Source organism: Pararcticibacter amylolyticus (assembly GCF_003130405.1).
Classification (GTDB): domain Bacteria; phylum Bacteroidota; class Bacteroidia; order Sphingobacteriales; family Sphingobacteriaceae; genus Arcticibacter; species Arcticibacter amylolyticus.
On sequence record NZ_QEAS01000021.1, the window covers coordinates 73,550 to 98,472 of the forward strand.

Here is a 24,923-nt window from a genome sequence, read left to right on the forward strand (position 1 = left end):
CATCACTTATCCCCCCCTGCCCTAACTTTAAACTTTCAACTCTCAACTTTCAACTCATTCCCCATAACTCCCCCTCCCCCCCCTTCATATCCTCAACAAATCCCTCCTCACCGCCTCCAGCACCATCCCCACCCTACTTTTCACATTAAACTTCGAAAACAACGCCTCCCGGTAGCCATCCACTGTTTTCTCCGAAAGGAACATTTTCGAAGCAATCTGCTTATACGTAAGGTCACTCGACGCATACTTCAAAAACTCCCTCTCCCGGTCCGTAATCACCGGCTGCTTATGCTGATCATGCAAAAGCAGCCGGTTCAGGTTCACTTTAATAAATCCCGCATTATAATAACCCGAAGAGTAGATCTGGGTCAGCGCCCACTTAAGCTCATGCGGATCAATATCCTTCAGCAAATAAGCACAGCACCCCGCCCTCAGCATCTTCAGCACCGAGTCGTCATCCTGCTTCATCGAAAGCGCCACAGTTTTCACCTCCGGAAACGAGATCCTGATTCTCTCCGCCGTCATGCAGCCATCCATAACAGGCATACTCACGTCCAGAAGCACAATATGAGGCCGTTCCTCCGCGTCCCGGAGCTTAAGCAGCATCTCCTCCCCGTTCAGCGCCTCAGCAGACACAGAAAAGCCCGGAAACGAAGAGATCAGGGCCGACAAAGACCGTAAAAACAATTGCTGATCATCAGCCAAACCTATCCGGATGTCCATAAACAAAATTCCAGCATAAAAAAATTACGACAACATCTGTGCGGGAATCCTGGCGACGAGGCTGGTACCCTTTCCCTTATCAGAGAACACTTCCAGGTCTCCCCCCAGCAGCCCCATCCGCTCCTTCATGATGTACATCCCCTGGCCCGCCCCCGTTTCATAGCCAATCCCCCGGCCGTTATCACTTATCCTCAACGAAAAGCCCTCAGCAAAATCCAGGTCCACACGGATCGTATCCGCATCCGCATGCTTCAGAATATTATTAATCGCCTCCTTTGCAATCCTGAATAAGATAAACCCCGTTTTCGGGTCAAGCACGTCCTTCCCGATCACATTCAGGAACGTCCTGTAAGCCCCCGACTTTTCCACCAGCGCCAGGTCAGCCCTAAGCGCCTCAGGAAGATTAAACTCCCGGATATTCTCCGTATACAAACTGCTCGAAAGGTTCCTGATATCCGCAATAGCCTTTTGAGTCAGGCCGATCGTCTCCCGCAGCATCGACGGATTCTCAGTCGCCCCCGTCCCATCAAGCAGGTGCAGGTTCAGCTTAATGATAGAAAGCGTCTGCCCCACATTATCATGAATCTCCTGCGAAACCGTGTACAAAGCCGTCTTCCTCTTCTCTTCCGCCAGCAGGAGGCTTTTCTCTTCCAGGCGCTTAATTGCCGCATTCTTCCCGTTTTCAAACACCAGTGCCATCGAGAAAATAATCAGCACCAGCCCCGCATAGCAATTAGCCGACAGCATATTCTCCCAGCCCCGGTCATAGCTCACCGGAAATGCATAATCCTTGCCGCTCAGCCAGGCCAGCACCAGGACACAAACCGTATTAAAAGCCATCCAGAAGAACCCCGTCCGCCTTCCAGCCATCAGCATGGCCACAATAGGCGAAGTAGACAACCAGGGCAGGACCGGCGACCTGAAGCCTCCCGAATACCAGGCAGAAACCAGTACAGCCAGCACCCCCGCCGCCACATACACATTCGTCACAAGCAGCAGGGAGCTGCCCCTTTTCAACGCAAACAAAGCCGAAAACTGCACAGCCGCAGCAAAGAGCATCACCTTGGTTCCCTCTTCCAGGCCAATCAGCACCGTTGTGAAGGCATAATCCATATCAAACAACACGGTGATCAGGATAATATTCACAACCAGGGAATACTTCCGCAGCAGTTCAGGACTACTCCTGCCCTCCGGGGGAATAAAATACAAAGAGAGCGCCTTCCACATCGTCAATAGAGTTTTAACTTTTTAAAGATCTGTAAGAGAACATTCAGGATTCCCGCAAACCACGGCTCCCTGAACATCCAGGGCAGGCCCTGAACATACCGTCGCTGATCAAACCGCTTATAATACAACAGCCAGTCAGGCTCATCCAGCTCCCACACCCTGCAAAAAGAGCTCCCGCTGCCCGACACCTCCAGGATGTTATTCACCGCACGCCTGGCCGCCTCATTCGCCCCCTCCATGGTTGCAAGGTCTGTATGCGTCCGCACATAGTCCGAAGCCAGGAACAAGTTAGACACCGCCGTCCTGGCATCACTCCGGATAGCCCAGGTATTAATTTCATTCACCAGCAAAGGCTCTTCATTCCGGTTGATGCCCTTCGATCCATAAGGCATCAGTTCATTCAGCTCCGGGTCGGCAGCTTCCGTCCATTTCGCAGCAAGCTCATTCTCAAAGATGATCGCACCATCCACATACGCCAGCACCAGGTTCTCATCGGTCAATACCACCTGTCCCACGTTCACCGATCGCTTAAGCTGCTCCCAAACCTCCGCAATAGCCTCCTTTTTCGTACACCGGTCAGCCGGTTTATGATATAAGATGCCCGGCCGTTCCCAGTTAGAAACATCCACCGAAATGATCCCCCCAACCCCGCCGTTGCCATACCCCCTGATGTCCACATTCCAGAACTGCACCTGCGATATCGCCGTCAGCGCCCAGGGAGTGTCGGCCATAATCACATGCCCTTTTTCCAGGCTCACATCCTCCCGCAGGAAAAACTGCATCCCGTTCATCCAGGCCACGCACTTACTCAGGGCGATAATATTATTAAACTCCTGGTGCAGCTCGTTCAAAGCCGATTTCTTCACAAGTTCAGCAGCCCTTTCAACCGGCAAAGCACACAGGTAATAGTCCGCAGAGTACAGCACTTCCTCATGCCCTTGTTTCACCACCACACCTGTAACAGCATTGCTTTCCACATCCGTCTCGAGCCTGAACACCTCGCTGTCAAAATGATACTCCACCCCTATTTCCCGCAGATAAGTCAGCCAGGGGAAGAGCCATTTCTCATTCGTAGGGCCGCATAATATCCGGTCGGTCTTAACAGCAGGATTCCCCATATTAAACAGCAGCTGCACCAGCACATCCCCGTTCGTCTTCGTATTGCAGGTTTCCGCCCTTGCGGCTACCAGCGTTCTCGTCAAGCCATCCGCAAAAAGCGTCTGGTAAGCTTTGCTATGCCGGTCGGCCTCCGTAAACTCCCACCAGCCAATCCGCTCATACTCGTTGATCCGTCTCTCTTTACAGGAAGTCATAAGCTGCCACAACTTCCGGGTCATCAGGTCCTGCTCACCCGGCTCCAGCACGGTGTCGGCATTCAGCAAACGGCTGATCATCTGCTTCAGCTCCCTGAACGAACGTGGAAAATGATTAGGCAGAACGATCGGCAGCTTATCCATCCGGGCCAGGATCATGTTGGGGCACTCAATCAGGTTATCACACACCGATCTTTTTCCCGTCCCGTCCATCAACGGGATCCTCTCCATCGTATCAATAATATGTTTATAAAAGCCCGGGAAGAACCTGAATCCATGCTCACCCGGCAGAGGCTCCCTTCCGCCGGCAGCAGTACCCTCTACAGGGATCGAGCGGGCCTTGCCACCAGGCAAAGAGCGCTGTTTTTCAAAAACGGTGACTTTGAACCCCCGTTCAGCGAGTTCATGGGCTGCGCTCATACCGGCTACCCCACCACCCAGAATGATCACATGCTTTAACACGTTCGGAATATTGTTAGTTACCAGAAAGATAAGCAGATAACCTGACTATTCCTATTTATAATTTCATTTCCCGAAGCAAGGAAATTTCCGGATTCAAATACCGGAAATTTCCGGGTATCCAATCAGGGAATCTCCTCTTTTAAACCGCCCGGGCTGCCGGTAATTTAGCATAAAAGAAACAGCACATGAAGAAGTTCCTGTTCGCTCTCCTGCTCTTCTCCTGCTACATCACGCTGCACCCCGGCACAGCAACAGCCCAGGCCGCAGCAACGCCGGTGGCGGTGTCACTGGATTCGTCCACTATAGGTTCAACAAACCTGCTGTTTGACCGTCCGCTTCCCATTACCCTGCAACACCCTGCCGGCAAACAAATCGTCAATGTATCTCTTTTGGGGATCAATAAGTCAGGCTGCTTTGCCACGCTCAAGCCAACATGTGTTTCCAACCTGTTCTCCGGAAGGAAGATCCATTCATTAAGGATAGCAACAAAAAAGGAAATCCAAAAACAGGGGCTGAACCTGCTTCCGGTCACCGACACCCTGACCGTTAAGCCCGGAGTATTCAAAATCAATCTCCCGGCCCTGTTACCAGGCAACCGCTATTTCATGCTGGTTACCACCCGGTCAAGGCCCGAAGGCATGATCAGGATTGTCGACTCGCTGTTTGCCCCTCTTCCTGCTTCATCAGCCATGAACGCCGGCAGGCATGTGCAGCAAACAAAATCCATTTATAACACCATCGACAGTTTACAGCGGATCACGTTCTCATCCCCCTCAGCCAGCTGCAACTGCGACTCCTTCGAATTTGGGTTTAACGAGTTCAACGACTTCCTCAAATTCCTGAACACCCCCATTGTAAATCCCGACGGAAGCAAGACCGATTTCTCCCAACTCATCGCCCGGTTAAAGGCAGAAGAAGATAAGCTTGAAACACTAAAAGCAGGTATCGACCGCTCCCTGACAAGCCAGCTTCCGCCCCTGGCCATCTCGCCCGTCATGATAAAGGCACTGACAAAGTATAGCAGTAAATGCATTCCCTGCGCGTCCCTGCCTTCAGTGAACAATCTCTCAGATCCCGGCATTTTGCTGGGCTACCGCTCTCCCGTCAATCTGCACCCGGTCAGCCGGGCAGACACCGGACCAGAACAGCGCCTCGCCAATCTCGACAGCAGCATTTTTGTGATCAACAAACTGATCTCAGCCCTCCGTCTTTATCACACAGAGTTTCCGGGGAGCAGCCAGGCAAGCACAAACATTCAGGCGCTGCAGCAGGAAAAAGACACCCTGGAAAGGAACTATCAGGTCCTTAAGAAACATATTGCCACCATCAGCTCGCTAACAACCCGGATAAACAAATTAAGATCAGAAAAAGAGAGCATCATTTACAGTTATGAAGGCTTTTACCAGCCCTCATCAGGATTCTACTCCGACACCTATACATTCAATTTTGAAACCCGGGCAGACAATGCCTTAAAAGCAGAGTTCGGCTTTCTCGCCTACGGATCTCCGGGAAACAAAGCAGTTCCCAGGGGTTTCAGTCCTTTTCTCGGCTTCCACTGGAACCTGAGGCCCATGGACACCGACGTGCCTTTCAACCAGATAGACAAAGGCATTGCCGGATACCTCTCCTTCCATTCAGGAATTCTCATTGGCTCATTTAAAGAAGACGGAAAAAGGGATGGCTTAGTAGGAGGAACCGCCATCTACACCGGTATCGGCCTTGCATTCAGCCATGCCGTCAGGCTCCATTTCGGCTCCGTATGGTATCGCAAAGAAAGCCCCAACCCACTGGTAAGCAAAAAGACCACAGCCGCCGTCCCTTACGCTTCACTTGCACTCGATCTCCGTTTAAAACAGATTTATGAAAGCTTTACAAACATTTTCACTCTTTAAAACAAAAGTGCTAATCACAGCATTATCTGCAGTCGCCCTGCTCCATTTATCCTGCGAACAGGACCAGACGGAGTACATCCTCAAAAACAAGCAGCAGCTCCTTTCAGCCGAAGCAGATGCGCTGAGCGTGGAAGCCGACGGCAAGTCCTTCATTACCATCACCGCCAACGTAAATCTCGATGCAGACCTTAAGGAAGTGGAATTCACCACCACTGCCGGGAAATTCAGATACAGCGATACATCCTCCTTAAAAGTTCAGGCCTCACTCAGCAGCGGCAGGCTGCTGGCCAAAGCATACCTGGTATCCTCCTTAACAGAAAATGCCGGCACCGAGGTAAAAGTATCCGTCCCCGGAGTCGACACCATCATCCGGCTCAGCTTTACAAGAGCCCTGCCCGACAGCCTGCAGATCGAATCCTCTGTAGCATCAGTGCAAAAAGGGTTCGGAAGCGAAATCCCGGTCCAGGTATTCCTGATGAGGAAAAAAGGTTTACCTAGCACAGGACAATCCGTACAGTTCCGCGCAGAAAAAGCAGACCGGAGCCGCATAGGTGAATTCCGGGGCATCAGCTCAGCCGGATCAGACCTGAGAGGAATGCTGAATGCCATTTTCGTACTGAAAGACACCCTCTACACAGGGCCGGTCAGGATAATCGGTCAAACCCGCGCAGCAAGCGGCAGCCTGAGCGACACCCTCCACGTATTTGTAACCAACTAAAAAATAAACAATATGGGCACAACAAAAAATGAAAAACTGGAGCAAGGCCTCCAGCTGATCCGCGAAGCTATCAGCGAAGAATACGGGGTAGACTTCAACAGTGAAACAACAGAGATATCCCTTACCGAAGGAGAAGAAAACGGAAACAAATCCCTGAAAGCCAGCATAGGAGGAAGAAAAATAAGATGTCACTACGACCGCAATCTTAAAAGATACGTTTGTCATTAAACCCAACAGCCTCTAAACTGAAATCCAGATAAAATCCCGATAACCGGATCATCCAGTTGGCTGGCGCTCCCCTATACGCCAGCCACTCATTCTCCCTGCCCTCAACTTTCCACTTTAAACTCTAAACTTTCAACTCTAGCGTAGCAGATAAACCACCCCGCTCTTCCGCGGCTTCGAGTCCCGCACACTCATCCCTTCCCATTCCTTACCATCCTCAAACACCGCCTCAATCGCCCACATATAAGCACCCTGGGGAGCATCCGCACCAAACATCTTTCCATCCCAGCTCTCAGCGGGGCTTCCGTCCGCACCGATCACATCTGTCTTCCAGATCACCTGGTCCCATTTATTAAATATCGTCATTTGCCATTTCGCCAACCCATGTCCCTTCACAACAAAGTTGCGCAGTTCCTGCGTATTGCTCGCCGGCATAAATGCATTCGGAACAAACAAAGCACCCACATTCTCGTCCTTTACTTCAGGCTGCGGCTCCGGCTCTTCAGACGGCTTACTCACCGGCTGCTTCTTCACGCTTAATACCACTTTCACCGAAAGCAGGTAATCTTTACAAGGAGTCGTAATCCTCAGGCGGTAATTATACCCATCCATTTCCTCAGTAACTTTCGGAATTGTCAGACTTCTCTCTGTAGCTCCAGCGATATCTTCCCAAGTGCCCGTACCTTTATTCACCTGCCACTGAAAACTGACATTCTCTCCCTTTATCCCAACAGAGAAAGCAACTCCCGAACCAACTGTAGCTTCTATATTGTCCGGTTGAGAATATATGGTAACAGAATCTGCACGGGCAATAACGTTAAAGCTGTATTCGCAACCGGTAGAAAGTTTGCGGTAGGCTTTGTATACACCAGATCCTCCTAGTTTATCTAAAGGATGTTGAAAGGAGACATCATCTGATTTGTAAAGGGCGTAACCTGTAGGGAGATGCAAGTCGGAAACTGGGGTTCCTGAGCAGTAAATATTGATTGCGGTATCTTTTACTCCGAACTGAGTATCGAACAGAATATTTACAGGGCCTTCCAAAGAGCAATTATTCTTAATCACAGCAGCTGAAGGTTCTTTTGAAAACCAGTTAGTATTTATATTACCATAATATTGCAACCAAGCATATTTTGAAATTATACTCCCAGCACATTTAATCTTATCTAAATCACTCGTAACTTGGGCTCTATATCTTACTTTTACAGAATCACCAGAAGCGATAGCTCCTAGAGATGCTTCAATTCTCTTTGTCTCCCAGGAGTACTTAATATATCTACCTCCTTTTGATTCTTGACTCAACTGAATCCAACTTTCGTTATCGTATTTTACCTCAAAAGAGCCTTTAATGAAGTCAAAAGAATCAGGAATTGTATCGATGAAAGTGGTTATAGAGCTTTTATCATTTCCTATATTTTTTAGATTGTACTCAAAGCTCGCTGTTTCACCAGGAACAAGCAGAGCATTACCCTTATCTCCGATGACCGGCTGAGATTGAAATTTAAAGTCCGGATTAAAGTTATCAATAGCAGAAGTTAATACGCCTACAAAATAATCTTCTTTGACTGTTTCTAAAGTAACAACCAAGGATGTTTCATTATTTTTCAAATATGTGAAATCGGAATTCTCCAAATGAATAATGCTAGCATCATATCCAAGCGTATTCTTTAATGCGGGACTGGTATTCTTTGCAACTTCCCCATTAACGGCTATTGTGCTGTTAAACACATTGTCCTTGTCGTGTAAGATATCAAATACCGGCTTGTTATTAATTAGCATCCTGTCACCACCGATCCCTCTCTCTCCGTCGTAAGCAACCACCCCAAAATCTAAACTTACAGGTCCCCGGGGAGGCGTTTGAAAACCGCCGATATTGAGATCAAAACGAGTAGGATAAACCACTGGGACAAATCCGTCAAATACTGACAGATCTCTTGACGGTAATAGGTCGTTTTTGAATACAACAACAATCGTCCATCCCGCATACAAGTCTTTAGCCCCTTGATCTGTTACAATGTTGCCTACCGTGAATGTGCCATTGGGTGAAGGCAAGGTATGAACCAACGAAGTAATATCCTTAAAATATTGATAGTGCCTGTTCCTAAAGTTGCCTAGATCTTGATCCGCTACCAAATCTATGTAAGATTGCTTTCCAGGTAGCCCTAATTTTACCCTATTTTTCTCTTTTATTCTTGGATTTGTCGGTGAACCTACCGCCCCCCAGTACAAGCCAACAAAACTTATTGAAGAGCAATCTGGTAAATTTAAACTGGCTGAACTTGAATTAAATGTAGTCTGATCTTCGTCAACATCAACAAAGAACATATCAAAATCATTATTATTTCCTTTACCATAAGGAGGTAATTCATTCACCGCATCACATCCTTTACAGCTTAAAATCGCATTTGCAACATACTGAATTCCTCCTCGTTGTTGGGTATGATATCTTAAGTTAAAAGGGCTGGTAACTTGGGAACTTACTTCAAAAGCATTGAAAAAAAGATTCATCAATAAAATATACAGAAATTTATTATCCCAAACTGCTCTAAGGATATCAAACGGTCTCATACTGCATTCCAATAACATATATCACTACGTCATTATACGCGCAAAAAAAAAACAAGTTGTGTATATCGTAATATTATCGCTTAACTGATCATGAATGAATCTGCCAGATCCTATCCTCTAAGCCATACTAAAATAGGCGTACTATGCTCGCTAATTTTGGAAATTTCAACGTCAACCCTGTGTGCGAAGCATGTTAGTACTATCCACTTAATAAATCAAATATTGGTTTTAGCATCTTTTTACTGAAGAAGTAAAATTTATCGATGCGTCTGAATAGTAAAAACCCGGACACTCTTGACTTTTCGCTATCCAATCCATTATTACAATGACTTTCCCTAAAGACAATCAAAAGCCCTTTGCAGCAGGGCAGAGTTCTTTTGATTCAAAATATCTTCATATCTTTATTCCCAACTCAATCTTCAGAAGTTCGTATTTCTCTTAAATATGATTCAGTCTTTTACCCCATTCATATACTTTCTTATACAAAAAGGAACAGAAATTACAGCTATTGTATTGCTTTATGATATAAGATTAACGAAAAATATTAATTTTACCCTGCGCTACTGGAACCTCACTAGAAATGAAAAAACTGAATTGGACAATACTATTATTTTTATTAATCACGAAAATTTCTTATTCACAATCAAAGATTGATTATGAAGCGGCAATGCAGTCAACTATAACAAATAAAAGCTCCGTTCCATTCTGGCTTCGTTCCAATCAGAATGGCAGCATCCCTGTAAAAGGGGCGAGTGGCAGTATGATTATGAAAGTCCACAGAGACTACGATTCAACAAGTAATCGTTTGCTAGATTGGGGATTCGGTTTCGAGGGACGAGCGAATCTCGGAAATAAATCTGAACTTCTTTTAATACAAAGCTATTTGAAGCTTAAAGCCGGCATATTTCAATTAAAAGCAGGGAGAAGTAAAGACATAATGGGACTAAACGGTGATACGTCACTATCTTCCGGAAACTTTGCAGTATCCGGAAATGCACTGGGTGTTCCCCAAATCGAAATTTCTATACCACAATATTGGACCATACCTATCGCAGATGGTTTGATAGCTATAAAAGGCACATTCTCCCACGGATATTTAGGACGGAAAGATGTCCTTGACACGATTAGGACGGCTCCGCCCACATCTTTCAGATATCCTCTCTATGACACACATCCCAAGACTTATTTTCATCAAAAATCCTTTTATGGAAGAATCGGAAAGCCTGAGTGGAAACTAAAATTGTATGGAGGATTTAGTCACCAGGTCTTTTGGGGAAATGAGCGAAAAATTTATGGAGAGGATTTTGATCTGTCTCCTATTGAGACCTTTTTTTATGTAGCTGTCGGGAAAACATACGGCGCTGGGAAAATTCCCAGATCAAAGATCGGCAATCAATTAGGATCAATAGATATCGGGGCTGAATATGATTTTTCCAATATAACAATGCTCATCTATCGTCAGAGTTTTTATGATGTCGGGGCATTATCCAAACTGGCCAATATAAAAGACGGGCTTAACGGTATCACATTAAGAAATAAAAACTTTAACCGATCAAATGATGGTTTCAAATGGAAAACTATATTATTAGAGCTATTTTATTCAAAAAACCAGGCAGGAGAATTCGGATCTAAGCCTACAAAATCAGGAGACGAAGACTATTATAACAACTACTTTTATCTAAATGGATGGACATACAAAAATATGGTATTAGGATCACCATTTATTACATCAAAGATATTAGGACGAAGCGATCTGCCTTCATTTCAAAATGAATACTTTGTCAATAATAGAGTTGTCGCATTTCATCTAGGATTGGAAGCCGCAGTAAAAACATTTAGGATTATGACGAAAGCGTCCTATTCTGCTAATTACGGGACCTTCGGCACGAGTCCAGAAGGCCACACCACTGGAGACGAGCCGCGAAGTGTAACTCCTGTTGAGCTTTTATTCGGCAGAGTGAATCAATTTTCTGGTTTAGTTCAGGTCAACAAAGAATTAAAAAACAACTTCGATTTAGGCGTAACAATAGCTGCAGATGAGGGCAAACTACTAAATAACTCTTTTGGGATGAGTGTTAAACTATCGAAAAAGTTCTAATTGGATTACGCATGAATGTGAAAAGAGCTTGGTTTGCGATAACACAAAACAGGGCCTCTTCACATTCGTACCTATTAACGCTTGCAATAATCCAAAAGGCTATATTAAGCCTAATAAATATTGGCCATATCCGCTTTTTACTAGAGGTTGAGCGATCTTTTTCAACTCATCCATTGAGATAAATCCCATTCTATAAGCAACTTCCTCTATACACCCCACCTTCAAGCCCTGCCGCTCTTCTATTACCTGAACAAATTGCCCGGCTTGCATCAGAGAATTAAAAGTACCGGTATCCAGCCATGCAGTACCCCTACTTAAAACACCCACTTTCAACTTCCCTTTTTCAAGATACACTTTATTTACATCGGTAATCTCATATTCTCCTCTTGGTGATGGCTTGATATTCTTTGCTATTTCAATTACAGAATTATCATAAAAGTAAAGCCCAGGGACGGCATAGTTAGATTTAGGGGTCTCAGGCTTCTCTTCTATAGACAGAACTTTATTGTCGTGATCAAATTCTACAACTCCATACCTTTCAGGATCCGCAACCTGATATGCAAATACAACACCTCCATCTGGCTCCTTTAATTCCTGTAAAAGATGAGACAAACCATCACCGTAGAATATGTTATCACCTAAAATGAGAGCCACGCTATCACTACCAACAAACTCTTCTCCAATTACAAACGCCTGAGCAAGGCCATTAGGTTGTTCCTGCACTGCGTATGAAAACTTACAGCCAATACGAGAACCATCTCCTAAAAGCTTTTCAAAATTAGGAAGATCATGGGGGGTTGAAATAATCAATATCTCTTTTATTCCTGCAAGCATCAGAATAGAAAGCGGATAATAAATCATTGGTTTATCGTAAACAGGCATCATCTGTTTACTAGTTGCTAACGTTAATGGGTGCAATCTGGTTCCAGATCCCCCTGCTAATATAATGCCCTTCATGTTTGTGAATTATAATAATACTAACTTTTTTACGATTGATTGTTGACTAAGTTGTTTCTGCTAATCTTTCGATACAAGCCTCAAGGCTCTTCTTCCAATGCGAAATCTTTATACCGAACACATTCTTAATCTTCGCCTTACTCATGACAGAAAACGGCGGTCTTTGCGCACGGGTCACGTATTCAGAAGTAGGGATTGGATTCAACTTTACATCTATATTACTAATTTCAAAAATGGCTTCAGCAAAGTCATACCAAGATACCGCGCCCTCGTTGCTAAAATGATAAATGCCATAAGCTTCGCTACCCGACTCTATTATATCAAGAACGGCGGCAGCAAGATCTATCGCATATGTTGGAGTCCCAACCTGATCTACAATTACATTCAGCACATCACGTTCTCTGCCCAAGCGTTGCATTGTCTTTACAAAATTATTCCCGAATTCTGAATACAGCCAACTTGTACGAATGATAAAAAAGGATTTGATCAGCCTTTCTATGTCTTGTTCACCCTCTAACTTGGTCAATCCATAAACACTAACAGGTTCAGCAAGATCATCTTCACTCAAGAGTTTAGGAATATCCCCTTTAAAAACAAAATCTGTCGAAATATGCACCAATACAGATCCATAGGCATCACAAAAAGAAGCAAGGTTCGCGGCTCCATCTTTATTAACTTTCCTTGCCGTTTCCACGTCATCTTCAGCCCTATCTACTGCAGTATAGGCGGCACAGTTTATAACATGCGAGGGGCGAACCTCTTCAAAAAGACTCTTTAAAGAATCCAAATCTAGAATATTAGCGCTACTTTCCTCTGGAAAAACCATCCTGGAAATATTTCTTTCAGCAGCCACCTTTTTCAGGCAGCTTCCTAATTGTCCGGATGCTCCGAAAACAAGAATTTTACTCATAAGCTGTAAAAATAATGGGTTATCACTTCCTATAGCGCATTAAGGTTTGGAAGTTCCATATCCTTTTCAGACACTAATAGCTTTTCAACAGGCACTTTCCAATCAATATTAAGGGAGGGGTCAGCAAAATAGAGTCCCCCTTCAGATGCCTTATTATAATAATTATCACATTTATAAAAAAACTCCGCATGTTCTGAAAGCACAACGAAGCCGTGAGCAAATCCCCGGGGAACGAAAAACTGCAGCTTATTGTCCTCATTTAGGAGAACACTATATGATTTCCCATACGTTGGAGAATCAGGACGCAAATCTACTGCAACATCAAGAACCTCCCCCCTTAAAACTCTTACTAATTTAGCCTGAGCATGTTCCCCGCGCTGAAAATGAAGACCTCTAAGAACACCGTAAGACGACGATGATTGATTATCCTGAACAAAGTGAATATTAAGTCCTGCTTTTTCATTGAATCGAGCCTCATTAAAACTTTCAAAAAAATAACCACGGGCATCGGGGAATACAGATGGCTTTATTATAAAACAACCGGACAGAGGCGTATTAATTATTTCCATTTATTGAGATATCATTTAGATTAAGAAAATCGAGATCACCGTGATGTATATTGATCATCGTAATACTTTTGATAATTACCAGATGTTACGTTATCAAGCCATTCTTCATTGGAGAGATACCAATCAACAGTCTTCTCTAATCCTTCCTCAAATTGTAAGCTCGGAGTCCATCCCAACTCTTTTTGCAGTTTGGTTGAATCAATGGCATAACGAAGATCGTGCCCGGCTCTATCTGTTACAAAAGTAATTAGCTGTTCTGATGTTCCTTCGGATCTATTAAGCTTCTTGTCCATAATCTTGCACAGCAGTCGAATCAAATCAATGTTCTTCCACTCATTGTGTCCACCAATGTTGTATGTATCGCCAGCTTTAGCATTGTGAAAAATGACATCTATAGCTCGCGCATGATCTTCTACCCAAAGCCAATCTCTAACATTTTCTCCCTTCCCATACACAGGAACAGGTTTGTTGTGCTTTATATTATTTATTGCAAGAGGTATTAATTTCTCAGGAAAGTGAAACGAACCATAGTTATTAGAGCAATTTGAAATTACTGTGTTCATCCCATAGGTATCCGCATAAGCTCTGACAAAATGATCCGACCCAGCCTTCGAAGCAGAATAAGGGCTATGAGGATCGTATGCTGTTTCTTCAGTAAACATTCCTTCTTCTCCCAAAGTACCATAAACTTCGTCTGTCGATACGTGATAAAATCTCCGATTCTCGTAATTACCTTTCCATGCTTTTCTCGCAGCATTTAAGAGATTTACAGTACCGACAACATTTGTCATTACAAAATCAATAGGACTAGATATTGACCGATCCACATGGCTTTCAGCAGCTAAATGGATCACTGCATCAAATTGTTCTTCTTCAAAGAGTTCGTCAATAAATGAAGAATCGACAATATCGCCTTTTACAAATCTATAGTTACCGGCGTTTTCAATATCTTCTAAATTGGCCAAGTTACCAGCATAGGTAAGCTTGTCAAGATTAACTATAGTATATTCCGGATAAGAACTCACAAACCGTCTAACGACATGAGATCCGATAAAGCCTGCGCCACCTGTGATTAGAACTTTCTTTTTCATTTTATTTCAACTTAACGAGTTATTATTCCTTTTATTGATTGAAGATGATCTGCATATTGCTGGACGATAATGTCCCAGTTGTACACATTATGGATTTTATTAGTATTGTTCAATATCATTTCTTTGCAAAATAAATCTTGCTTAAAAATTGATGTCAAGACCTTACTCACCTCCTCCGAATTACTAAAATAAACGGCATCCTTTCCAAGGATATATTGATTAAATGGATTTAGGTTTGCACAAATCAAACTATTAGATGCCATCGCTTCCAATAAAGAAGGATTCGTTCCGCCAACTGTATGCCCATGAAAATAAATATTGGAATAGTATCTAATTGAATTTAGTTTTGTAATATCATAAATCCCACCAACAAACCTTATAGATTCATCAGAACTATACTTCAACTTCAAATATTCACCATACTTAGTCTCGTGCTTGCCAATAACTAAGAATGGCCTTCCTGTTTTAGCTTGAGATACTCCGTCTAGAATGACTTCTATACTATTTTCCGGCTCTAATCTGGCGATCAGCAAATCATATTCATACTCCGTGATCTTATATTCATCCAGGACTTTAGAATCAGGAGTATCGGAAACATAAGCACCATAAGGAATGAAAGTCGATTCCTTTCCATATTTGTCTTTTAAGTAATCTTGTATCCCAACAGAATCCGATATTAGATGGTCACTATACTTAACGCCTAAACGTTCAGCCCATAACAAAAACTTCCTAACCTTTGATGAATATTTAGTTCTTTTCCATTCTAAACCATCCATATTGGTAGTAACAACCACATTTTTGGGCAGCAACCAGCCCCATATAGAACTACTTGTATAGCCCAGTTGGAGAACTACGTCAACATCCCGGCTTTTTAAGTCTCGGATGCAATTCAAATCATAAATAAACTGGCCAGCTGTTCCTAATTTAAACTCAGGATCATAGCAATGAACCAATTCCACTCCGTTCCAATTCGATTCTTGATAGGGGTGATTATGAGAATTATAAACTATCACCTCATAGCCCTTTTTTACAAGACCCAACGCAAGGAACTCTGCGCATTGTTCGAATCCACCATAATTATTGGGGATTCCCCTAGTTCCTAATATCGCTATTTTCATTAATTGCTATCAGTTTGTTATCGATCGCTTTGTATGCATTAAAAGTCTGATTAGCAGCAATTTCCCATGTATAATTACTGGCAATATACTCTTTTAAAGCAGGCTTAACAGGATCATTGAATGCATTTACAACTGCGTTCCGAATCGAACTTATATCATCAGGATCGCAGTAATAGGCCAGGTCCCCAAAGTACTCTTCCGTATCTCCCTTTTTTGTGACCACTACGTTACATTCCATAATCCCTGCTTCTAATGAGCTAAGACCCGTGGTTTCAAACCAGCTCGGCAAAACATGCACCTTAGCAGCTTTATAAATACTAACCAAACTTTCGTGATCGATATGTTCAATAAACTCAATATTAGAATCTAATGCTGCAAGGGTTTTACATTCGTTATAGTACTTGATGTGATTGGGTGAAGGTTTGCCAATAATTGTCAACTTAAGTGGTGATCCAACGAGTGCTTTGATTAGATTAAGTTGGTTCTTTCGGCCTTCGATTCTTCCAACACACAATACATGATCTTTATATTTTTCAGCCAGGGCCGCCTTAGAATTAAATAACGCGTCATCGATAGCGTTAACAACCTTTCTATATGGAACATCAATCCCTAAGTAATTCGTCAATCGTTGATACTCACTATGAGAATTAGGTAGAAGAAGTTGAGACATTGAGGCTATTTTCCTCATAGACGCCTTATGCCCTTTAAAAAGATAATAATTTGACTTGATCTTATCCCCGTTGAAAAGCCATCTTGCAATCGCCTTTATATACTCAATTTGCCCACTAGATAAAAATCTAAACAACAGTCTTCTTATAGTACCAGTATTGATCTTCTCATATTCAGAATAATCAACAAATATAGTAGATACTACAAATGGAATTCCAAGATTGATGAATGGCAAAATATCATCGGGTCTTATTACATTGAAAAAATGAAGTACATTATATTTTTCGACATTTGTTACATCTGTAGACACTTTCACATCTACATTTAGCCCCATTTTTCGTAGATACTTAGCAGTCATTAAAACTTGCGTAGTATCTCCCCCTGGACTAGAGTAAATATTAGATCTAACAATCATTAAAACACTTAAGCTCATTAATCTGACGGCGTTATAATTATAAAAATTTTTCCTAAAGAAATTTATCTTTAACTGCCAACCTTCTCTTTATCATTTTGGCCGGAACACCACCATAAATACAAAATGGTTCATAAACCCCACCCGTTAGCACTGCACCGGCGGCGACGATGCAACCATTTCCCAACACTACTCCATCTAAAACAGTAACCTTCGCACCGATCCAACAATCATTTCCGATAGAAATCCCTTTATGAGAAACACCTTGCTGTCTAATAGGAACTTCAAGTGAAGTAGTAATATGGTTCTCCGAATGAAAGCTGACATAATTACCAATAATTGTATTATCAGCTATTTCAATCCCCCCGGCACATCCATAATAACAATCCCTTCCAAGGCCGACATTATTACCAACCTTAATTCCCTTCCCCAAATGAGAAAGGCTGCCAGAGCATTCTATCACGCTCCTTTTTCCGAGCGATACATTGTCTCCCAAAACAACACCACCTGAAGATAATGCATCTATAAAAGATCCTTCATCAAAAGTCACCCCTCTGCCAACATGAATTTGATAGCGGGCGCGTAAAACTACCCCTCTTCCGACAAATAGAAATCCCCTATGCTTAATCAACACTACCTTACCCCTAACAAACATAATAAATCGTCTTGCAAGTAAAGCTATCAAATACCCACCAGAAACACGCGGATCAATTGTATAACCATCTCCTTTTAAACGCTTTACAATTCTATTAACAATACTAACAATGGCCATTAAATAGTCGGGATAAAATTAAACTTATAAATTTTATTGATTAAGCCTTTGTCCGTTTACAGGCGACTTTAAAATTTTAACGATCATTTACTGACTAAGTACTTTCTAAGCACCTCAAGATAAGCATTTCCATACTTCAAATCCGGTTCAACGTAGTTGCCTTCAGCCCATTCATTCCAAGATTTTAGAAACAATAACTTATTTTGTTTTTTTTCCACCAAATTCATCATACTCTTCATGTGCTCTTCAAATAGCTCTGGAGTACTTTTATGAATAATTAATGCTCGTCGTCCTGAACGAGGAGAATTGTCCCAATTAGGGAAGATACAAGGCAGCACTTCTTCTCTTTCATCATCCTCTTTTATCCAACGTCCAATTATGCTTTGATAATCAAACTTATTCAAGCCAATTGCACCATTAAAAAAGCGATCAGAGATATTAGAGTAGTATCTTTTGAAACCGGAAATTTCATTCTTCGCCTGTAGAACACGAAAAACGTTAACTGCATCAAATCCTAATTCCAATATTTCATCAGTTTCAGAAAGAGGCTTATTAGTGACACCAACAAAATAAAAACCGTTTAACCCGTTTTTATGAGCTAGATCATTCCATAAGTCTATAAAGCTCTTTGCATCAGGAAGGTTCAAAGGCTTGTAAATTAAGAAAAGAAGTTTACCATCTATTCTTATATAACGCTCATCCCTGAATGCGTCTAAATTAGCTTGAAAGTGGGCTATATGATCTTCCTTTCCTGGGTACGTCTGTTCAACGAGAATTCTTTTATGATCATTATTCCAGACACCAGACCAAGTTTCATTTGCCCAAGCCAAACAAAATGGTAAAGAAGGGCTACCGCTTTTGAGCACCTCATTAAATGGTCGTTCTAACAATCTTTTACCCGCAAACCAATAATGCCAATATGCAAATCCTTCAACACCAGCATATCTGGCCATCTCAGCCTGAGCTTCTCTAATCTCCGGTTGGCAAAGGTTGTAGTATCCTAAATCAGCAGGAACTCTAGGTTGATAATGTCCTTTAAATAAAGATTTTGCTCTTCCAACATTCGTCCATTCTGTAAATCCCTTACCCCACCATTGATCATTCTCAGGAATAGGATGAAACTGAGGAAGATAAAAAGCCACTACCCTTGCTTTGGAGCTTTCTTTCGAATTCATAATTGTCATTATTTAATGAATATAAATAGCTAAGTAAAAAACTATAATATGTAGAAAAGATTTTCATATAACCATATTCGCCGGTTAATACAGCAAATACTAAATACGAAATCAGAAGCATATTCATTATATGCATATCATGCCCCTTTAAAAGTTTCCGGTTTACTTTAATCAAGATAAAAAAGAACATAATCCAGAGTGCACATCCAATAAACCCACTGTTACAAATGACCACAAAAATGAGACTCTCAAAAGCGAGAATAATCGGATGATTTCCTTTTGTGCTCATATAATAAGTTGTCCATCCATAACCCTTCCCTTCCATCTCAGTTCCTCTAATTTCATTCAAGCACCCAAGAAATTGGGTAAAACGCATCTCAAAAGAGGAACCTTGAACATTTGTCTTTTGACCTGACAGATCAAATATTGACATTATATAATCATTGAAGCTACTGAATGTCAACATGACTACATATAATAAAACTAGGGACATTAATCCATAGAAAAATATCTTAAATTTTCTTTCAGCCACCATGTAATAAGCTAATCCAGCAACAAGAGCAACAATGCCTGTACGGACACCGCTGATAAAAAGGTTAACTGCAACCAATAATATTAAAACATAATTTATTCTCTTATGCCCCTCCTTATTAAGGAAAGTGAACAAAACAATAGAAATGAATACTAGATACAAAGCCCAACTCATTGGGTGCTCAAAAGTAGATTGAATTCTCCCGAATAACCTACCACTTTCATTAGTAGTGTAAGTATCAAGAACTTCAATACCGAAAGAACTCATTATTTGCAGAATATAAGGATTGATACCCGCTGTTTGTGTCAAAAACAAGCCATATATGCATGCGATTATCGTTGCAACTGCAATAGCGTTCTTTAGATATTTTATTGTACTTCTATCGTACTTACTTAAATTCCATATAATAACAGGCAATATGCATATTGTCAAGAAATCCCGGACCCATAGAAAAAGCTGATTGCTCCATGGCATAGAGTCCTGAAGTAAGGTTAAAAACAAAAGAGCTATTAACAAAAATAAAAAAGGTTTTACAACAACAGAGTCAACACCATCATCCAACTTATTTCGATACTTAAAAATAAAAGCAACAAACAATACAGCATATATAACTCTAAAAGGAATAGCTATGCCGAGTTGGCTAAAGTTAAAAACAGAAGGAACTAGAGTCTCAAATGCAACACACAACGCAATTGAAAGCTTCAGGTTTAAAAACGCTACAATGGGTATTAACAATGCAAAAACAGTTAAAATTATAGGGAGTGAATTCATTGTAGATTCGTTAAACTATCTGTTTTAATATTCTGGCAGGATTTCCGCCTACAATACTATAAGCAGGGATATCTTTTGTAACTACGGCATTAGCTCCAACTATAGAACCAAATCCAATCCTAACTCCGGGCAAAATTGTTACCTTATCTCCAATCCATACGTTATCTTCAATAAACACAGGTCCTTTTGAATGAAGCTGACGACTTAAGGGAGGGATATTTAGCTCGTCAGAGGTCAAATTTAAACCATGGGAATTGTCTGTAATTGTTATCCTCCTTCCCGTAGTGACGTTATTACCAATCGATATCTGTGATATAGCTGTAATATGGCTTTCATCACCAATTACAACGTTATCGCCTATTGATATTGATGGAGAATAGGAAAAATTTAAATATCTATCCCAAGCTGTGAGGACTACCCTGGTTCCAATAGAACAGTCCTTCCCTATTTCGATATACTTGCCATTCAATAGAACCAATCCTCTCATGATAGACGTCCTGGATCCAACTTTCCTTAAAGCACTGGATACCCATTTCGTATAGATAGCATCCCCAAAAACACCCAGCAAGACGTTGAGCTTATAGGGCATCAAAAGTGAACCTATATAACCAATAAAGGTTGCTATTCTCAATAATATTCGTCTAAACAGATTTTTCATCCAATACAGACTTATATATATTTATCAGATTATTAAGTAATGTTCCTCCATCATGTCGCAATAAAGCTTCCTTTCTTCCTTGTCGCCCTAAATATGTAGCGAGTTCATCGTTACATAGAACAGTTTTTATATAAGACGCCAGTAGAAATGGATCATTTGCCGGAACGAGAAGGCCACTCTCCCGATGAGAGACTAAAGATGATATACCGCCCACATTAGTACTTATTACAGGCATACCCAACAACTGAGCCTCGCAAACGCTATTGGGGCTGTTATCTATGTATGAAGGGTGAACAAAAACATCCGAGTTCAACAGTTCGTCTTTTAATTTTTCTGCTGATACAGTCCCTACAACTTCAACATTCACTTCTGCTGAAGCGATCTTTGTTTTCCATTCATGAAACTTAACATTAGATAGTCCAAATACCCGCCATTTGAATGCCTTAAACCCATTATCCATCAACAACTTTGCTGTTTTCAGGACCAAATCCACCCCCTTATATAATGGCGCAGAAATTGTTGTTGTTATAATGAAATCACTTCTCTTTTGCTTATTCCAGATTCTTCCGCCCTCCTCAAAAAAAACCTGCCTCAAAGCTTCACTACAATAAAAATACCGGGCAGATGGATTATAAAGAGATACTATACTCCTATCCCATTCCGTTCTACCCATAAAGTATTGGCATGATCTGAGAATCTTTTCTTCCCTTTTAGCTCTCAACCGAAAGTTCTTCTCATTATAAAAATCTAGTATTGTTCGTATGAGATTTACACCATTGAACCGAATCAGATCAAGATTATTATAACCAACTGGAAAACGGGCATTAAAGTAAGGAGGGATGCTGCCTTGCATATGGATAATTAGTGGTATGTTGATATGTTGAGCTATCAAACCAAAACACCATTCTGATCCAAACACATGTATAACATCTGGTTTGAAATCTTCAATCACCCTGAGGCAGGCAGGAATCAAAAGTTCCTCTTCAATATTCAAGTTAATTCTTCTTTTAAGCTTCTTCGCTTTAGAAGTCCAAACATTAATTGGGTAATAAGTAACATCGCCGTCCTCGACCTTGAACTGACCATCTTCATGCTCAAACGCAACTGCTAATTGGACATCTCCAGAACCTCGAACAAGCGACTCCAGTGATGCAATCCATCCCCCCCCATTATGCCCACTAATTTTACTTTCATAAAGAGAAGGCGTAACAGAAAACCAAAGAACTTTCACGGGACTCATTAAAGATTGTTTTAAACTTAAATATAACTAGTTAAGACTTCCGAAACTCCTACATTTTTCCACCAATTTTTCTTTCAGAGAAAGATAATTTGGCTTATTAGTAACTTTCGTAGACGGAACGATTTTACTTCCACCTTCCCAAGAAAATCTCGGAAATAGCTTTCCCTTTTTGTAATCAATTACATTAAACAACTCCGTTATACCATCAAGTCTACAGGAACTTGCTTCGTCTTGTCCTAAATCATTCACATAAACAACAGGGGTATTCATACCCAATGAAGGTAAAGCACAATGAATTCTACTAGTAACAACTAAAGCTGCTTTCGAGTACTTGCGAAGGAGGGATTTGGCAAGATCAAACTTTTCCTCTTCATTCTTAAATTGAGATTCTGGGAAATAATGATGTATATACTCTGCTTCCATCAAAATACTGTCTGAGAAATACTCAGAATATGCGTCATAGAATCTAGAAGCAATTAATAACGATTTAATTGAAGTATCCCTCAAAAGTTTATGCGCCAACTTCTTAATCTTTGAGTATCTAGTAACAACACCTATTAGTGCTTTCGAAAGGGAACCAAAATCTTTCGGTTTATCAAAAATTGGATCAACCATATATACTTTACCATCAGTTTCTTTGGTTGCATAGGTTTCACCTAAGGTCAAGGTAAGACAACCTGTAAAGTACGCATCGACTCCTTTTTCTCTTAATAGATCAACTGTTCCTTTGTCACGACAACCTATGGGCTGATGTTTCTTTAGGTATTCAACACCGGCTTCCCGAAGAAGTGTATTTTTAGCCAAGGAATTTACATGGAAAGACACAAATAACGGTTGTATTTTTTCAGAAGGGGGCCAATTTTCTGGTTTGTGGGTAAACCAACCATTCATTATAAGTTTTACCTTATCGCCCGAATACGAATTCAAATGCTCTCTATGCAGATATACATCAGGTTTATTGCCTAAAAATTGTAAAGCCGCCAAACTTTGAACATAATCCCCTATATTTTGTTCTCCATACCCAGGCATGTAAACAAGTACACCATTTTTCATTTGTTCCGAATTCATAAAATAAAATTTGATCTTAAATCTCTATAATAATTAAATTAACTACTTCTAGGCAGCATTCATTATGTTAATACAATGCTATAGTTATACTATCTCTTGGCACCAAAGCAGGATACCATGATACAGTTAATAAGTACCACTAACTCTTACCTTTTGAATAATGCTCGTTCTGATCCTTTTATAAAAACTATCAATTAAAGCTTTTTCATCCTCACAGAGGCCAAAGAAATATATACTTACTGAAAAAACAAAACAAGAAATGACTCCATTAAAAATGAACCTAAAACCAAGTTCAATAGTATGTGAGATCAAATAGCTGGTGAGAACAATTACACAGACCGGAACTATTTCTTTTAGAAAAACTCTTTGGGTATATTCTTGCAGCGACAAACCCGCGATTCGCTTCAGGAACAATAATCTTAATCCACATGCCAAAATTTCAATAACCGACCCAATAAGTAATACCATCTGTGGAGAATAGCCAAAATATAACAGAATATACGCTACCGGCAGATTCAGCAACTGAACGCCACCGACTACAACTTGGTACATTTTTATCTCACCTATAGCCTGAACAGCGGACTGCAATCCGATTGTCAATTGATTTAGAAGTATAGAAATAAGAACAAGATTACAGAATGCCTCTGTATATTCCGGAACATTTTTTAACCAAAATGTCAGGATTGCTTTCATCTCAAAGATTACAGGTACTGTAAAAAAAACCATGAGAAAGAAACTAAACTTGCTAACCACCATAGAAAGCCTCAACATTCTATTCCTGTCACTAGCCCCTTCGCTTCTCATAATCTGTGGATTCACTGCCCGGAGAAGAGTAACTGAAAAAAAAGTTAGTTGTGAAGAAACCTGGTTTGCGATTCCATATGCAGCATTCACTACTGCACCTAAAAATATATTAAGTAAAACTGCGATCCCTTGTGTTTTTCCTAAACCACATATTGATCCGAAAAGGTTCCATCCTGCAAATGAGGTTAATTCCTTAGATAACTTCTTGTCGATCCTAGTAATTCCCGAAATTGTACAATCTTCGTACTTGAAAAAGCAATAAGATGCGTACAAAATAAGACTGACCACGCTCAACAATGCTGTAAGTCCCCCAAATAACATTAACTTATCAATTGAAGTATACGTAAGAAGTATAGCTATGAGCAGTTTTAATATTGTTTCGATTATATTCACAACAGCCACCCATATCATATTCTCATGAGCTATGAGCAATCCGTTGAATGGAACAGCAACGACTGTAAAGAAGACGGTAACAGTCATATAATGATAAACAACCTGAGCAGCAGCCATCCTGTTATCCGGAATATTTAAGAACCCAAGAATAGCCCATCCAAGTATCTCCAATATCACCACTAACAACAACCCTATAATAATGTGAATTATTAAGCTATTTGTGAAGACCTTCTTCTGCATGAACATATTGCTTTTCCCTTGATAATAGGACAGGTATCGTTGTGTAGAAGTTGCCATGGCCGTATTTAAGAACGACAGCATAGCAATTATACCTGCAATTAAATTAAAAATACCATAATCCAAGCTACCAAGACTATTCAATACAATGCGCGTAGAATACAATGAAATGACCATTGTAATCAACATCCTTGCGTAGGAGATACCGGTATTTACAGCTATCCTATTAGCGGCCTTCATGATTAATTTCTATTATCGCCTCTTAAAAACAGATGAAAACTTACTCCACATTCCCTTCTTTCGTGCCACTTCACCATATTC

21 protein-coding genes are annotated in these 24,923 nt (G+C 41.2%); 4 read left to right on the top strand and 17 right to left on the bottom strand.

Annotation, left to right across the window (positions count from 1 at the left end):
* Nucleotides 1–84: 84 nt before the first annotated feature.
* From DDR33_RS21020 to DDR33_RS21030, 3 genes are read right to left on the bottom strand one after another with little or no spacing between them, the layout of a single operon-like run.
* A complete protein-coding gene (locus DDR33_RS21020; RefSeq protein ID WP_109417768.1) occupies nucleotides 85–723 on the bottom strand; it encodes a response regulator transcription factor in 639 nt (212 codons plus the stop codon).
* Nucleotides 724–747: 24 nt separating this feature from the next.
* Entirely contained in the window at nucleotides 748–1,950 is a 1,203-nt protein-coding gene (locus tag DDR33_RS21025) for a sensor histidine kinase (RefSeq protein ID WP_109417769.1), read from the bottom strand.
* A gap of 2 nt (nucleotides 1,951–1,952) precedes the next feature.
* The gene (locus tag DDR33_RS21030; RefSeq protein WP_109417770.1) at nucleotides 1,953–3,725 is read right to left on the bottom strand and encodes a hydroxysqualene dehydroxylase; all 1,773 of its coding nucleotides are present in this window, start codon (nucleotides 3,723–3,725) and stop codon (nucleotides 1,953–1,955) included.
* A 185-nt stretch (nucleotides 3,726–3,910) separates the two neighbouring features.
* Here DDR33_RS21030 and DDR33_RS21035 point away from each other — a divergent pair, with 185 nt between their 5' ends.
* From DDR33_RS21035 to DDR33_RS21045, 3 genes are read left to right on the top strand one after another with little or no spacing between them, the layout of a single operon-like run.
* Entirely contained in the window at nucleotides 3,911–5,617 is a 1,707-nt protein-coding gene (locus DDR33_RS21035) for a hypothetical protein (protein ID WP_109417771.1), read from the top strand.
* Complete coding sequence (locus DDR33_RS21040) at nucleotides 5,586–6,335, top strand: hypothetical protein (RefSeq protein ID WP_109417772.1); 750 nt, start codon at nucleotides 5,586–5,588, stop codon at nucleotides 6,333–6,335. Before DDR33_RS21035 ends, DDR33_RS21040 begins: the two co-directional genes overlap by 32 nt.
* Nucleotides 6,336–6,347: 12 nt before the next feature.
* A complete protein-coding gene (locus DDR33_RS21045; RefSeq protein ID WP_109417773.1) occupies nucleotides 6,348–6,563 on the top strand; it encodes a hypothetical protein in 216 nt (71 codons plus the stop codon).
* A gap of 135 nt (nucleotides 6,564–6,698) precedes the next feature.
* Here the strand turns inward: DDR33_RS21045 and DDR33_RS21050 are convergent, their stop codons facing one another.
* Nucleotides 6,699–9,128, bottom strand: coding sequence for a hypothetical protein (locus tag DDR33_RS21050; protein WP_158280825.1), 2,430 nt, complete (start codon nucleotides 9,126–9,128; stop codon nucleotides 6,699–6,701).
* Between the two features lie 580 nt (nucleotides 9,129–9,708).
* Between DDR33_RS21050 and DDR33_RS21055 the strand changes: the two genes are divergently transcribed.
* Nucleotides 9,709–11,226 (top strand): capsule assembly Wzi family protein, encoded by a 1,518-nt coding sequence (locus tag DDR33_RS21055; protein WP_109417775.1) that lies wholly within the window; start codon nucleotides 9,709–9,711, stop codon nucleotides 11,224–11,226.
* Nucleotides 11,227–11,325: 99 nt separating this feature from the next.
* Here the strand turns inward: DDR33_RS21055 and rfbA are convergent, their stop codons facing one another.
* The 13 genes from rfbA to DDR33_RS21120 all read right to left on the bottom strand — a co-directional run bounded on the left by rfbA (nucleotide 11,326) and on the right by DDR33_RS21120 (nucleotide 24,842).
* Nucleotides 11,326–12,183: a glucose-1-phosphate thymidylyltransferase RfbA gene (gene rfbA / locus DDR33_RS21060; RefSeq protein ID WP_109417776.1), complete on the bottom strand. Its 858-nt coding sequence runs from the start codon at nucleotides 12,181–12,183 to the stop codon at nucleotides 11,326–11,328.
* Between the two features lie 46 nt (nucleotides 12,184–12,229).
* Nucleotides 12,230–13,093, bottom strand: coding sequence for a dTDP-4-dehydrorhamnose reductase (gene rfbD, locus DDR33_RS21065; RefSeq protein ID WP_109417777.1), 864 nt, complete (start codon nucleotides 13,091–13,093; stop codon nucleotides 12,230–12,232).
* Nucleotides 13,094–13,122: 29 nt separating this feature from the next.
* Nucleotides 13,123–13,662, bottom strand: coding sequence for a dTDP-4-dehydrorhamnose 3,5-epimerase (gene rfbC / locus DDR33_RS21070; protein ID WP_109417778.1), 540 nt, complete (start codon nucleotides 13,660–13,662; stop codon nucleotides 13,123–13,125).
* Nucleotides 13,663–13,697: 35 nt separating this feature from the next.
* Nucleotides 13,698–14,753, bottom strand: a complete 1,056-nt coding sequence (gene rfbB, locus DDR33_RS21075; protein WP_109417779.1) for a dTDP-glucose 4,6-dehydratase — start codon at nucleotides 14,751–14,753, stop codon at nucleotides 13,698–13,700.
* Nucleotides 14,754–14,764: 11 nt separating this feature from the next.
* Nucleotides 14,765–15,871 carry a DUF1972 domain-containing protein gene (locus DDR33_RS21080; protein WP_109417780.1) on the bottom strand — a complete coding sequence of 369 codons (1,107 nt, stop codon included), beginning with the start codon at nucleotides 15,869–15,871 and terminating at the stop codon, nucleotides 14,765–14,767.
* On the bottom strand, nucleotides 15,846–16,973 hold the full coding sequence (locus DDR33_RS21085; protein ID WP_109417781.1) for a glycosyltransferase family 4 protein: 1,128 nt from the start codon (nucleotides 16,971–16,973) through the stop codon (nucleotides 15,846–15,848). The genes DDR33_RS21080 and DDR33_RS21085 overlap by 26 nt, the downstream gene beginning before the upstream one ends.
* A 34-nt stretch (nucleotides 16,974–17,007) precedes the next feature.
* Nucleotides 17,008–17,724 carry an acyltransferase gene (locus tag DDR33_RS21090; protein WP_109417782.1) on the bottom strand — a complete coding sequence of 239 codons (717 nt, stop codon included), beginning with the start codon at nucleotides 17,722–17,724 and terminating at the stop codon, nucleotides 17,008–17,010.
* 83 nt (nucleotides 17,725–17,807) lie between these two features.
* The gene (locus DDR33_RS21095; RefSeq protein ID WP_202913807.1) at nucleotides 17,808–18,899 is read right to left on the bottom strand and encodes a glycosyltransferase WbsX family protein; all 1,092 of its coding nucleotides are present in this window, start codon (nucleotides 18,897–18,899) and stop codon (nucleotides 17,808–17,810) included.
* Entirely contained in the window at nucleotides 18,829–20,202 is a 1,374-nt protein-coding gene (locus DDR33_RS21100; RefSeq protein ID WP_109417784.1) for an O-antigen ligase family protein, read from the bottom strand. The genes DDR33_RS21095 and DDR33_RS21100 overlap by 71 nt, the downstream gene beginning before the upstream one ends.
* A 10-nt stretch (nucleotides 20,203–20,212) precedes the next feature.
* Nucleotides 20,213–20,860, bottom strand: coding sequence for an acyltransferase (locus DDR33_RS21105; protein ID WP_109417785.1), 648 nt, complete (start codon nucleotides 20,858–20,860; stop codon nucleotides 20,213–20,215).
* Nucleotides 20,844–22,100, bottom strand: a complete 1,257-nt coding sequence (locus DDR33_RS21110) for a glycosyltransferase (protein WP_109417786.1) — start codon at nucleotides 22,098–22,100, stop codon at nucleotides 20,844–20,846. Before DDR33_RS21110 ends, DDR33_RS21105 begins: the two co-directional genes overlap by 17 nt.
* 27 nt (nucleotides 22,101–22,127) lie before the next feature.
* Complete coding sequence (locus DDR33_RS21115; RefSeq protein WP_109417787.1) at nucleotides 22,128–23,168, bottom strand: polysaccharide pyruvyl transferase family protein; 1,041 nt, start codon at nucleotides 23,166–23,168, stop codon at nucleotides 22,128–22,130.
* Nucleotides 23,169–23,294: 126 nt separating this feature from the next.
* A complete protein-coding gene (locus DDR33_RS21120) occupies nucleotides 23,295–24,842 on the bottom strand; it encodes an oligosaccharide flippase family protein (protein WP_109417788.1) in 1,548 nt (515 codons plus the stop codon).
* Nucleotides 24,843–24,923: the final 81 nt, after the last annotated feature.